Below are 16,094 nucleotides of genomic sequence, written 5' to 3' on the forward strand. Positions count from 1 at the left end.
GGTTTAATACTCCTAGAACAAAAATTTATTAATTTAATAGTTTATATATACCCAACCTGCAATTGGCTCAAGTCCAGCTTCGTTATATTTAATAATGTAGTAGTATGTTCCAACAGGTACTTTATTCCCTTTACTTATGGTCATTGTTCCACTTGAATAACCATCCCACCAAAGTGGCATCGCTCTTCCATTATTATCATATTCGTAGACAATATTACCCCATCTATCATAAACCTCCATTTCGAAGTCTTTGTATTGTGCTAAGGCAGGTACAACTAACAAGTCATTATCACCATCACCATTAGGTGAGAATCCGTCAGGGATAATAGTACAAGATGTTGGATCTAAATAATCAGGATAAGCATCTTCATCACAATTATCATTAGTTGGATCACCATCTTTATCACCATCTTCATCAATTGTATTTATACCGTCACCATCATCATCAATATCTCTATAGTCAACTTCACTATCTCCTGTTACTAAACCAGCTGTATTAACATCCGCTTCTAAAGCCGCATCTCTATTAGGTAAGTCAGTTGCTGGATCTGTGTCAACTGACAATCCGTTAGGATCTGCAAAGTCACCAATAGAACCGTCATATGCATCATCTAAACCATCATTATCATCATCATTTCCACTAGGATAAACATCTGGCTCACCATTCGCATCATAATCATGACCTTCAATACTATCAGGAACTGCATCATTATCAGAATCAGTATCTAAATAATCTGGTTGATCTGCACCATCCGTATTTACTGGTGTAAGACCAAGACCATAAGCATCATCTAAACCATCGCCATTAGCATCAACACCTAAAGGACTCGTGTAATCTGCGGTAGTTTGACCCTCCACATTATCAGGAATTCCATCATCATCAGCGTCTAAGTCTAAGTAATTAGGATGTGTATCTCCATCTGAATCAAAAGCTGTTTCTACTACTGTTAAGATTCCATCGTTATCATCATCAATATCTAAGAAGTTCAATTGAGAATCTCCATCAGAATTCCAAGGAACATAATTGATATCTGCTAATAGTGTATCGTCAGTTTCAAGTGGATCAAAAAGACCATTTATTCCAAAGTCAGCTGGAACGCCATCAATTACACCATCATTATCAGCATCTAAATCAGCATTACCTGCTTCAACAACATCTAAAATACCATCTCCATCAGCATCTAAATCAAAGTGATTTGCAATACCATCTCCATCAAAATCATATTCAGACTCTACATCATCATTAGCATCACCAACCGAAATATTGTTATCATTATCATCTAAATATGCTGGAACACCATCACCATCATTATCCGCTAAAGGATCTAATCCTTCAAATTCCATCAAATCTGGGATACCATCGTTATCATCATCTAAATCAATTGGATCACCAACACCGTCACCATCAAAGTCAGGATATACGGTTAATAATGCTGGATCAGAAATTACATCTGTATCACAAGCAAAAGCTGGAGAAGATAAGACTACTCTATACATATACCCATTATATTCTAATGGGACCATATTTAATGTTAATTCATCTGAAGTTGCTCCTGTAACTGTAGGAACAGTTCCTCCATTAGAAATGTTAGACCAATTAACACCTGCATCCATACTCATTTGCCATTGATATGTAATTGTACTTTGTATATCAACACTAAAACTAGTGTTGGCATTAACTACTATTACATCGTCTAATGGTTGTGTTGCGATTGGCAGCACTGCAAGACCAGCTTCTTGGAAATCAAACACACTGTTATTATCTAAATCGTTAGGCGTAGTATAACCTGTTGTACCTGCTGTATTAACTAAACCATTCGCATCAACAGTTAGACCGGTATCACTACCTAATCTGCCACTATCATCAACGTCAATTAAACCCGCTTCTATAACGTCATTACAACCATCATTATCTGAATCTAATTCATGTGAATCAGGTATGCCATCATTATCAGAATCTGCAGTTACATTTGTGAGTGTTGCAGCAGCTGTATCATCAGACTCGATTAGGTCTAATAATCCGTTTGTTCCAAAATCGGCTGAATTTCCATCTAAAATTCCGTCATTATTTAAATCAACTACTGTTGTTCCGTTTAATTGACCAGACTCAACTACATCATAAATACCATCATTATCTGAATCTAAATCGAATTGGTCTAAAATACCATCTCCGTCAGTATCAAGAACACCTTCAATAGTGTCTGGAATACCATCATTATCATCATCTAAATCTACAGCATCAGGAATACCATCACCATCATTATCCGGGAATAAACTTAATGTAGCAGGAGCAGATGTCCAATTACTATCACAAACAAATACTGGTGACATCAACATTACTCTATATTGATATCCATCGTAACTTAAAGGAACTCCTGTTAAAGTTAAAGCATCTGTCGTTGCATTACTGTATATAGGACTTGTACCTCCATTAGTAATTGGTGCCCAAGTAGTTCCACCATCTGTACTTTCGTACCATTGATACGAAATTTCAGCTAAAATATCAGTACTAAAGGTAACATTAGAATTAATTACTATAGTTTGACTTAATGGGTCAGTATTAACTAAAGGAATACCTAAGCTAGCCTGTTGAAAATCATAAACTGAATTCAAATCTAAATCATCTGGTATAGTATAACCATCTACACCGCTAGTTACAACCCCATTCACATCAACCAATAAACCAGCACCAATTGTACCATTACCCAACAATCCATTTAAATCTCCATCTGTAAAGCCAGCTTCACGAACATCATTACAACCATCATTATCTGCATCTATTTCGTTAGAGTCTGGAATAGTGTCTCCATCTGAATCAGCCGTTAGGTTTACTAAATTACCACTATCAGGTGTATCTTCTAAAGGATCGAACAATCCGTTTGCTCCTACAGTACCAGAATTTGCAGCATCGATAATACCATCATTATTTACATCAACAATATTATTTAGAGCATCTAATTGACCAGACTCTACTAAGTCATAAATACCATCATTGTCTGAATCTAAATCTAAATAATTTGGTACACCATCGCCATCTATATCAAATGCTGGTTCAATTACGCCATTATCATCTCCAACAGCATTGTCATTATCATCATCATCTAAATATGCAGGAATACCATCTGCATCATTATCTGCATAAGGATCTACACCTCCTGATTCAACTGTATCTGGAATACCATCATTATCTGAATCTAAATCCAAGTAATCAGGTACACCATCACCATCATTATCAGGGAATAAGTTTAATGTAGCTGGAGCCGATGTCCAATTACTATCACAAACAAATGCAGGTGATGAAAGAATCACTCTATATTGATAGCCATCATAACTGGCAGGGACCCCTGTTAAAGTCAAGGCATCTGTTGTTGCATTACTGTATGTAGGACTCGCACCCCCATTAGTTATAGCAGCCCATGTTGTACCTCCATCTGTACTCTCGTACCATCTGTAAGTAATCGTATTAATTATGTCCGTGCTAAATGTAACATTAGCATTAATGATTAAAGTTTGACTTAAAGGGTTCGTATTAATTACAGGAACGCCTAAACTATCTTGCTGGAAGTCATAATTAGCACTTCCATCTAAATTATCAGGTTCTGTATAACCAGTTGTTAAACCAGGAGTATTAACTAAACCATTTGCGTCAACCGAAAAACCTGCACCGTTACCTAAGATTCCATCTAAATCATTATCGGTATAACCCGCTTCTCTAACATCGCTACAACCATCATCATCAGCATCTAGTTCAAGTGAATCTGGTATGTTATCTCCATCTGTATCAGCTGTCAAGTTCACCAAAACACCACTATCTACAGCATTTTCAAGTGCGTCTAATAATCCGTTTGCCCCAAAATCTACAGGGTTCCCATCTAAAACACCATCGTTATTTAAATCAGCTATGGTTGTACCGTTTAACTGCCCAGATTCAACAATATCATAAATACCGTCATTATCTGAATCTAAATCTAAATGATTTGGTACACCATCTCCGTCAGTATCATATACATCAGGAATTCCGTTACCATCTAAGTCTGTATAATCAGTTGTACTTGAGTCACCCGCATTACCATCATCTGTCGTATCCATCCAATTGTAAATACCATCACCATCTTCATCACCATAAGGATCATTACCTCCTGATTCAATAACATCTGGAATACCATCATTATCTGAATCAGAGTCTACCATATTATTTACACCATCACCATCCCAATCAATATCTAGAGCCTCTCTCCAATCTGGTTCTCCACCTGGAGTATCCAAATCGGGAAAGTCCGTTGGTAAAGTACCTCCATTAGTAGCATCTAGCACAGAATCATCTGTATCATAAGCATTGTCCAGACCATCACCATCAGCATCAGCACCAGAAAATGTTATATTGGCAGTACCATCATTATTTGTATCCCAACCTTCTAAACTATCTAAATCTCCATCATTATCAGAATCCGTATCTATATAATCTGGAGTATCAGTTCCATCAGTATTTGTTGGTATTATTGCCCCATTCGGATCAAGAGCATCTATTACACCAATAGTATTTTCATTATCTCCGTCATAATTATCATCAAGACCATCATTATCTACATCAACTCCAGATGGGGCTCTATAGTCAGCTGTGGTTTGACCTTCAATATCATCAACAATACCATCATCGTCAGCGTCAATATCAAGATAATCTGCTCCGAATGTACCGTCAGTATTTGGAATTGGTAAAGGCGTACCTTCTAAAGTATCGTGTAAACCATTATTATTTGTATCTAATAAAGTAGATGGGTCTCCAGATGTTGCATAATCAACATGAGCATCACCATCAATATCAACACCACCAGCTTCTATAACATCAGAAATACCATCAGCATCAGAATCTAAGTCTAAATAATTTGGTAAGCCATCATTATCGAAATCTACGTCGCCTTCAGTTGCGTCAAGAATTCCATCATTATCTGAATCTAAATCAACATAATTAGGAATACCATCATTATCTTTATCTCCAACAGGTAATGGGGTAGCTGCTGTTGTATCATCTAAACCATCATTATTTGAATCAGCAAAACCATCTACGATTCCGTCATCATTTAAATCCACTCCGCCTGCTTCAACAATGTCATTTATTCCGTCATCGTCAGAATCTAAATCTAAATAATCTGGCACAGCATCACCATCTGAACTCGGAACAGGTAAAGGAGTTGTTTCAGTAGCATCATCAAGTCCATTATCATTAGCATCTGTAAAACCATCTATAATTCCATCACCATTAGCATCTATACCACCAGCTTCTGTTACATCTGTTATGCCATCATTATCAGAATCTAAATCTAAATAATCTGGCACTGAATCTCCGTCTGTATTTGGTAATGGAAGCGGTGATAACGCTGTGTTATCATCTAAACCATCGTTGTTAGTATCTGTAAACCCATCAACCATTCCGTCACCATTGGCATCTGTACCACCAGCTTCTGTAGCATCTGTAATACCATCATTATCTGAATCTAAATCCAAAGCATTAGGAACTCCATCACCATCAGAATCACAGAATACAGTTAAAGACCCTGCACTTGCATCTATACCTACTCCATTAGGGTTTTGAATTGTAATTGGTATTGAACCTGTAGTCCAAACCATTGTATTAAAAGAAGAACCATCTGCTGGTAACATTCTTGCTAAAAAAGTAGAGGTAGTTGTTCTACTACCATATGCTCTTATAACACCATATTGATCTATTGTAATTCTAAAACGAGGTAAACCATTAACATTAGGAGTCCAAGGATCTGTTATCTCAGAACCATCAGAACGAAATACCATATTCATAAATCCAGCTTGTAAGCTTGCTAACTCAACCGACAAACCTGCTGCGGCATGTATTGGACTACCATCCACATCAATAATAACTGAATCATCTAATTCCGTAAAATCAAAAACAGCAGACCTAGGGTTATTGAAACTTTGAGTATGCGTAGCTCCTCCAACACCATTACTAAAAGCAAATACAGGATCGCAAGTTTCATCTACATTAAGAATTCCATCATTATCATTATCTAAATCTACCAATGGCGAAATACCATCACCATCAGTATCACAAGTCAAACTAACTAAAGTTGGGTCAATTACCCCTGGTGTTGCACTCTGTGCATTAGCAAGACCTCCAGGCACACCATTAGCATCTACTGGAAAAGTAAGAGAGCCTAATGAACCACCAATGCTAATATCTATATCAGCTAAGGTATAACCACCATCACCTTCTAAGGCGTCATAACACCCATCGTTATCACTATCTTTGTCCAAATAATCAGGAATTGTATCGCCATCTGTATCTCTATTTGTATAAACCCCTTCATCTGTATCTAAAATACCATCGTTATCATTATCTAAATCGGCATAATCAGGAATTCCATCACCATCAATATCATTACCAGAAGCAAAATACTGAAAATTAAAAATCAAATCTGCACCGCCTCCACCTCCACCTTGCGGTGTTGCTGTACTGAAATTTGAAATATCTAAAAAATTTACTGGATTCGTTGGTGCATCAAAATCTGCCACAGAATATCCATAAATTATATCACCTATGACAAGACCAAAATCTTCCCACTTAAAATAGACACCGTTTATTGTTTGGCTACCTCCTGTTTCCTCAAAGTCATATTGCAATGCTGACTCATCTTTTGATAAAATATCATAATTATAATTTGACAATAACGCGGGTCCATATCCCGGAGAAATTGTATTTCGAATAACATTAGAATATGAAGTGGGATTTCCCGATCCATCTATCCCGGTAATAACCGCCACTCTAACCATACCAGAAGCACCTCTTTCAAATATTGGAAACCCACCTTCTAAATCTAAACTCCGAAGTGTCCTTGGAGAATTAAACACAATATCAATTCGTTCAATGTTAGAAGTTTGAAAGTTAACATCATTATTAAAAGTATTGTCTAAACCAACATCTATAATATTAGCAGAAATAACATCGTTAATTGTAGCATAATATGGAGCTGTATAATTGTTGTCTCCCTCTACAAGAGGAGTCACTTCCCTATACCAAGGATCAAAATCATCACCCGTTGTAAACGCGTTATCAACACGTCTTATATAATAACTTGATGGTGTTGCAACCGGCATAAAAACATCTGCTCCCATTGTAATTCCATCTACTCTTGTACTAGCACCAGCTCCAAAATTTAAGGTTTCACCTCCTGTAGCCAAACGACTATCTAAGGTATTAGGCACGGTAGTTGTTGACCAAGAATCAACATTCGTTTGTGCACAAACGGAATTAACAGTTGCTAAACTAAATACAAACAATAATGACATTATTGCATGTCTTAATTGTTTACTGAAAACTGCGTAAATTGTAGTTAAGTAACCTTTTTTCATAATGATATTTACTTAGTGTTGTATAAATTGTAGTCTATAGAGTTATTTACAGAAATACAAGGATTCTCCCCAAAAATTTAATGTCCCAATCGTATTTCTACAATGAATACAAATATATAAAAAAATGTTAAAAAAGAATTTCAGGTCTGTTTATTTTAAAAACAATTTAAAATGAAGTTTTATTTAAACAACAAAAGAAAAGGCTAAACCTTATGGATATAAGGTTTAGCCTTTTCTTTTACACTGTAAAGAAGTTGTTATTATATTTTAACAATTGACAAAACACAACTGTTTTAATTCAAAAAACAGAATTATCAAGTCATAAATAATCTAAGTTTTAGAAGAATCTCGGCGATTTTAAGTTTTTCGTTGAAAAATCTATATCCCATTGCATAAATACTTCATGAGTACCACTATTATAATTTCCTAAGTTTGTGGTTGTATAATCGTAAGCATATCCGATACGTAAATCTCTCGTTACTCCAAAATTTATTAAACCACTTACTGAATCTCCAAATCGGTAACTTGCTCCTAATTCTAAACGGTCATTAAACAGAAAATTTAACGAACCATCTAAAGACAATGGTGAACCTGAAACAGCCTTAGCCATTACTGAAGGTTTAAACTTTAATGTTTCAGACAAATTAAATACATAACCTGCCGTTCCAAAATAATGCATTTTTTCTGAAGCCTGACTTATCGTTCCGCTATCTTTTTCTAAATGCTTGGTTTCTAATAAATTTGGAGCGGATAACCCAAAATAAAATTTATCCGTATAATAATAAACCCCAGCTCCAAAATTTGGTAAGGTCTCATTCACATTATCAGAAAACAATGGATCTACGCCTGGTGCTGTTTGAGGCAATACCAAGGACAATAAACCTACATCAAAAAAGGTAACGCCTCCTTTTAATCCAAACGCTAATCTACCTTCTTCTGAAGTGCTAATTGTATAACTTATATCTGCAAAAACATTCGTCTCTTTTACTGGACCATGTTCGTCTAAAATGGCCGAAAAACCACCTCCTAAATTTTTACCTAATGGGGCATGAATAGCCATAGTAGCCGTTTTAGGAGCTCCATCTATTCCAACCCATTGCATTCTACCTAATAAGCCTATACTTAATGTACCTCGCGATCCTGCATAAGCTGGATTTACAATATTCATGTTGTACATATATTGTGTATACTGAGGATCTTGCTGACCGAACCCAGCAACACTTATTAAACTTAAAGCTATTAGTAAAACTAATGATGTTAATTTCATTTGTTATTTTTTAATTATTCTTTTAAGGCAGCATGGAATATCATAAATTACTTTTAAATGACGTCTTATCTGTTATTATATTTTACTAGAAATATAAACTCCTTATATATTACATATACTCGATACTATAACAATCGTACTGTATTATTTCCTACCTTAAAAACTGTTTAAAACAAGATTAAAAGAGATGCGACTATAAATAAAACCTTATAACATAAAGATTTATTCTATTTATATTCTATTTCTAAAAAAAATTAATAATACCACTTATTACTTTTTACTTGTTGCACTAGCAAATACAACGAACTCTAGTATGCTATTTTAAAACGTATAACTCTAAATAAAATTTTGTGATTTAAAAAAAATATTCTATTTCTATAAATTACTTGATCTATAAATTATACACTTTATAGCTTTTCAATTAATGTGATCGAAAATTCTGTTATTATTTTTATAAATAAATCCGAGAAAACAACTGCTTTCTCGGACCTATATTATACAATTCTTAATAATTTACATATACCCAACCTGCTACAGATTCCCTATCCTCTTTATTAAAGTAGATGATATAATAATACGTTCCTACAGGTACTTTTTGATCTTTCTGAATCGTTATTTTACCATCAGAATATCCATCCCACCATTCTACTGGTGATTTACCTTTATTACTATAATCATATACTTTAGCACCCCATCTATCAAATATCTCTATTCTGAAGTTCGGATATCTACTTAACAATGGTACGATAAAGTAATCATTGTCACCATCTCCATTTGGTGAGAAGGCCTCTGGTATAATTGTACAAGATGTTACATCTAAATAATTAGGATTACCATCAAAATCACAATCATCATCATACCAGATACCATTTTCATTATCATCTTCTTCATATGTTGGCGTACCATCATTATCATCATCAGTATCTCTATAATCAACATCGTCATTAGTTGCTCCTGGTGTCGGATCATAATCAAAATTAGGTAGATTATTTGCCGGATCATTAATTTCATCATTCGGATCAATATCGTTAAGATTTGAACCTTCATAACCATCATCTAATCCATCACCATCTGTATCTGTATCTGTTGGATCAACATCAGGATAACCATCGTGATTTAAATCATGTCCTTCAATATAGTCATGAACCCCATCATTATCAGAATCTTCATCTAAATAATCAGGATCATCTGCCCCATCCGTATTTTCAGGAGTAATTCCTTCACCCGAACCTGGTGTAACTTCATAGGCATCATCTAAACCGTTTCCATCAGAATCAACACCTGAAGGTTCTGTATAACCTACAGTTGGTTGAGCTTCTACATTATCAGGAATACCATCTCCGTCAGCATCTATATCTAAGTAATTAGGATTCGTATCACTATCTAAATTACCCGTTCCTTCAAGTATTGTTAAAATACCATCATTATCATCATCAATATCTAAATAATTTGGTTGGAAATCATTATCAAAGTCATCATCAAAAGGATCTCCATTATTATTGATATCTTCATCAAGAGTAGCTACACCATCACCATCATCATCAGTATCTCTATAATCTAAAGATGCATCTCCATCTGTATCTGGTAAGTCAGTTAACGGATTATCAATCTCATCGTTAACATCAAAACCGTCATTAGTATCAAATCCTTCAAAAGCATCATCTAATCCATCTTCATCAAGATCACTACCACTATAAGATACATCAGGAATACCATCGTGATTGGCATCATTACCTTCAATACTATCTACTACATTATCATTATCACTATCCGTATCTAAATAATCAGGACTATCTACTCCATCTGTATTAACAGGAGTAAGACCTTCGCCCGAACCTGGTGACGTTTCATAAGCATCATCCAATCCATTTCCATCAGAATCAATTCCAGAAGGAGCTATATAACCCGCTGTTGTCTGAGCCTCTACATTATCAGGAATACCATCGTTATCTGAATCGATATCTAAACTATCTTGATAACCGTCACTATCTGAATTACCAGAACCTTCAACAATATCTAAAACACCGTCATTATCATCATCTAAATCATATAAATCGGCAACATTATCTCCATCAGTATCAACTAACACTTCAATTGTTAAAGTTGCGGTAGATGTATCTCCATTACTATCTTCAATTGTATAGGTTATCGTATCTACTCCTACAAAATCAGCCGTAGGTGTATATACAATATAATCGTCTGTTGGATCAGTTGCTGTTCCATTATCATTAACAGTAGCCGTTCCATTAGTTGGGCCCGTTGCAATAACAATTGGTGTAGAACTTGGTCCGTCTCTACCAAAATCATCAGCACCATTACCATTATCTAACAATACAGTGATACTATTATTTGTTGAATTTTCAACTACAACAACATCATCATCTTCCGCTGTTGGCAAGAAGTTAATTACGATACCATCAACAATACTTTCATCGTCATCAACTAAGCCATCTGCTAAATCATCTGTATCAAAACTAGCATTAAAATCACTGTCAGGATCAATATTATCACCTCCAGTTATTTCAGCCTGATTGTAATAACTTGTTGTTGTATTGGTTCCGGTTGTTAAAACTTCAGCCTCGAATGTTAACAATAGATTTGCTCCGTTAGCAATTGTTAACCCGTTCCAATTTATTGTACTACCTGTTAACACACCCCCATTAGAAATGGCTGACATATTTCCAAATCCATCAGGAACAACATCTTCTACATCTATTCCTGTAGCCGCACTTGGCCCATCATTATGAATAGTCAAAGTGAAGGTAACAACATCACCCGTAGTCGGATTTAAATCGTTTACCGTTTTAACCAAACTTACATCAGATACCGGCTGAGGATCTACTTCAACCATATCATAATCATCTTCCGTTGTAATTCCATTATTTGGAGTAGAATCAGGATCATAATTGTCAGATGCTGTGACTTCTGCACTGTTATCATAATTACCAGTAGCTAAAACCGTTGCTGTAATGTTTAAAGTTGCTGAATTTCCATTTGTAATTGTTGGCACTGTCCAAACTCCCGTTCCAGAAACATATGCTCCTGAACCATCATCACTTACATAAGTATATCCAGTTGGTAATACGTCAGTAACCTGAACTCCTGTTGCATCACTCAATCCGTTATTATTGACTGTTAATGTAAATACAACATTAGTACCTACTAAAGGAGCCGCATCATCAATTGTTTTGGCGAAGTCTAAATCAGAAACTGCTACTGGATTTGTTCCTACAGTTGCAAAGTCATCTCCAGCACCATCTCCAGGCGTTGAGTCTGAATCGTCATTATCTGAAGTTGTTACTTCAGCATTATTTGTATAGTTACCAGTTGCATTAACTGTTGCTGTTATTTGTAATGATGCCGAAGCAGCATTTACAATATTTCCAACTGTCCAAATACCTGTAGTCTCATCATAAGCTCCTGATCCATTATCGCTAACATAGGTATAACCATTTGGTAATACATCCGTTACTTCTACTCCTGTTGCATCACTCAATCCTGCATTACTTACCGTCAGTGTAAATATTACGTTTGAACCTACATATGGAGTTGCATTGCTTACAGTTTTTGTCATTGATAAGTCAGAAACTGCTGTTGGACTGACGCTTATAATAGCACTTTCATCATCATCCTGGTTTCCATCAGATAAATCATCAGTATCAAAACTGGTTGCAGGATCACTATCAAGATCTAAATTATCAGATGCTGTAATTTCTGCTCTATTTCCATAATTTCCACTAGCCAATACTCTAGCTGTAAATTCATAAGTTGCTGATGCACCTGAAGCTATAGTTAAACCTGACCAACTGATCATGTTTCCTGAAACTGTTGAACCGGCTGTTATTGCAGTTACAGTATCATATCCATTAGGTACAACATCTTCAATTGTAACTCCCGTGGCTTCACTTGGACCATCATTTGTTACGGTTAATGTAAATGTTACATTATTACCTACTGCAGGTGTTAAATTATCAACCGCTTTTGTGATACTCAAGTCTGATACTGCGACTGGAGTTGTACTTTGTGTTGCATAATCATCTCCTGTTCCATCTCCTGGAGTTGAATCAGGATCTGTATTATCAGATGCTGTTACTTCTGCCGTATTTGTATAATTTCCTGTTGCATCTACGGTAGCCGTTATTTGAATACTTTCTGATCCATTTAAAGCGATGCTAGGTACTGTCCAAATTCCTGTTCCACTAACATAAGCTCCTGAACTATTATCAGACACGTACGTATAGCCTGTTGGCAACACATCTGTTACTTGAACACCTGTTGCTGTACTTGGCCCTGCATTATTTACAGTCAATGTAAATATTACATTTGAACCTACGTTAGGTGTTGCATTGTTCACTGTTTTTGTCATTGATAAATCAGAAACAGCTGCTGGACTAATACCGACAGTTGCATAATCATCTTCAGTTGTTACACCATTGTTTGGCGTTGAATCTAAATCTAAATTATCTGAAGCAGTTACTTCAGCAATGTTCGTATAAACTCCTGCTGCATTAACTGTAGCTGTTATAGCTAATGATTGTGCATTACCATTAGTGATCGTTGGAACTGTCCATAAACCTGTTCCACTAACATAAGCTCCTGATCCATTATCTGAAACATAAGTGTATCCCGTTGGTAGCAAGTCTACGACTTCTACTCCCGTTGCGTCACTTGGTCCATTATTCGATACTGTTAACGTAAATATTACATTTGAACCTACATTAGGTGTTCCATTATTGACTGTTTTAGTTAATGACAAGTCAGAAACTGCTGCTGGACTTGTACTAGCACTATCATAATCATCACCTGTACCATCTCCTGGAGTTGAATCGGGATCTGTATTATCAGATGCTGTTACTTCAGCAACATTGGTATAATTTCCTGTTGCATCTACACTAGCAGTTATTTGAATACTTTCTGATCCATTTAACGGAATGTTAGGTACTGTCCAAATTCCTGTTCCACTTACATAAGCTCCTGCACTATTATCTGACACATATGTATAACCGGTTGGTAATGCATCGGTCACCTGAACACCTGTCGCTGTACTTGGCCCTGCATTGTTTACAGTCAATGTAAATATTACATTTGAACCTACATTAGGTGTTGCATTGTTCACTGTTTTAGTTAATGACAAGTCAGAAACTGCTGCTGGATTTGTACTAACACTTGCATAATCATCTTCAGTTGTAACTCCATTATTTGGAGTTGAATCTGAATCTGTATTATCAGCTGCTGTTACTTCAGCCACATTGGTATAATTTCCTGTTGCATCTACGGTAGCCGTTATTTGAATACTTTCTGAACCGTTTAAAGAGATGTTAGGTACTGTCCAAATTCCTGTTCCACTAACATAAGCTCCTGAACTATTATCAGACACATATGTATAGCCTGTTGGTAATGCATCGGTTACCTGAACACCTGTCGCTGTACTTAGCCCTGCATTGTTTACAGTCAATGTAAATATTACATTTGAACCTACATTAGGTGTTGCATTGTTCACTGTTTTAGTTAATGACAAGTCAGAAACTGCTGCTGGACTAATACTTACTGTATTACTTTCATCATCATCTGTATCTCCATCTGTATAATCATCATCACCAAAGCTAGAACTAGGGTCTGAATCAGGATCTACACTGTCGGAAGCTGTTATTTCAGCTCTGTTACCATAATTTCCTGTAGCCAATACTTGAGCTGTAAATTCTAATACCGTCGGCGATCCTGTTGAAACAGATAATCCTGACCAACTAATTGTATTTCCACTTACCGATGATCCAGCAGTTATTGCAGTAACTGAACCATATCCATTAGGTACCACATCTTCTACTGTTACTCCTGTAGTATTGTTACCGCTATTAGCAACTGTTAAAGTAAAGGTTACTATATCTCCTACATTTGGTGTTGGTGTACTTACTGCTTTTGTAATTCTTAAATCTGCATATTCTATAGGTGTCTCTGCCGTGTCCTCTTCCGCTGTTGTAATTTCATCGGTAGTCACTGAAACCTCATTTACAACATTAGTACCACTATTTGCTCTTCTTTGGAAATCAGCCAACGTTGTTGTATAGCTAATTGTATAAGTCCAAGTTTCACCTTTGTCAATAACATTTGCTGTTCCCGCATCTCCTGTTGGACCTGTTAAAGTTCCATTCGCACCATTTGGCAATACATCAGCAATAACTATATTCGTTAAATCTAAATCCCCATCATTTTCTAAAGTTATTGTATAACCTAATGTTTGTCCAATAGCTGTAACTATAGCTGGTCCGCTTGTTTGTGTTTTTGTAACAACCACATTTGCATTACAACCTGGGGCTGTTAATGTTACAGTTGTTGGATCAATTACTTCACAATCTGTTACTGAGTTCTTAACTGCTATTGTATAAGGCGAACCTGTAGCTGTTAAATTATTAAATACATTAGACCCTTGATATGTTACACCTCCGTCAATACTATATACCAAATTAGAACCTGTAGCCGTAATAGTTATTGTACCATCATTTAATGTTGGACAACTGGCTGTTGTTGGGTTGGTTGAAGCTACATTAGTGATTACTGGTAAAGCATTAATTGTTATATCTACTTTGGTAGCAGCACTTGCACAAGAACCTAAAGTTTGTGTTACATATACTGTTTCAGTTCCTGTAGTTCCAGATGGTGTAAATGTAGCATCATTATCAACTACTGTAGTTAAAGCTGCATCGCTATACCAAGTAAACGTAACACCTAAATCTCCTGTTGCTGTGATATTATTAATAGTTTCTCCTACACAATATGCAGATGGGCTTGCGGCGATTGGTGCTAATGGGGTAGCATTTACTGTTACATCTACTTGAGTCGATGCACTTGTACAACCTGCAACGGTTTGTGTTACATAAACAGTCTGTGTTCCTACAGCTCCTGATGGTGTAAACGTAGCGTCACTATCCACCAAAGTTGTTAACGCTGCATCGCTGTACCATGCAAATGTCGCTGAACCTGCTCCTGTCGCTGTAATATCATTTATTGTAACTCCATCACAATAGGCAGACGGACTTGCTGCAGTTGGTGCTGCTGGTGCTGCTGGATCACTTAAACTTACATCTGGATCATCTGATGATGTACAGGTGTTTGTATTTGTAATCGATAAGTCATTATAATTTCCTGAACTTAAACCAGTTACCGTCGCTGAACTTAAAGACACTACTACATTTGTAAATGTACCTCCATCATAATTAATCGTGTATGTACCATCTGTAACATTTGTAAATGTCAAGTCAATTGTACCATCTGATCCTGAACATAATGTAGGACTTGAACTGTCTGCTACAGTAATTGTTGGTGTTGGTAATATGACATCATTCGTAAAGCTGGCTGAACTTGATGTACAATCTGCAGTTCCTGCAGTTACTGTATAAGCTGTTCCTGCTGTTGCTCCGGTTACTTCGCCACTTGCATTTACACTTGGCCC

3 protein-coding genes are annotated in these 16,094 nt (G+C 36.1%); all 3 read right to left on the reverse strand.

Annotated elements, in window-relative coordinates:
- Positions 1-33 precede the first annotated feature (33 nt).
- Positions 34-7,380 carry a T9SS type B sorting domain-containing protein gene (locus tag JBL43_RS19415; protein WP_198843019.1) on the reverse strand — a complete coding sequence of 2,449 codons (7,347 nt, stop codon included), beginning with the start codon at positions 7,378-7,380 and terminating at the stop codon, positions 34-36.
- Between the two features lie 337 nt (positions 7,381-7,717).
- A complete protein-coding gene (locus JBL43_RS19420) occupies positions 7,718-8,647 on the reverse strand; it encodes a PorP/SprF family type IX secretion system membrane protein (RefSeq protein ID WP_198843020.1) in 930 nt (309 codons plus the stop codon).
- A 505-nt stretch (positions 8,648-9,152) separates the two neighbouring features.
- The coding region (locus tag JBL43_RS19425) for a CLIPPER-2 domain-containing protein (RefSeq protein WP_198843021.1) at positions 9,153-16,094 on the reverse strand (6,942 nt) is incomplete at its 5' end.

Source organism: Aureibaculum flavum, from assembly GCF_016406085.1.
GTDB lineage: Bacteria > Bacteroidota > Bacteroidia > Flavobacteriales > Flavobacteriaceae > Aureibaculum > Aureibaculum flavum.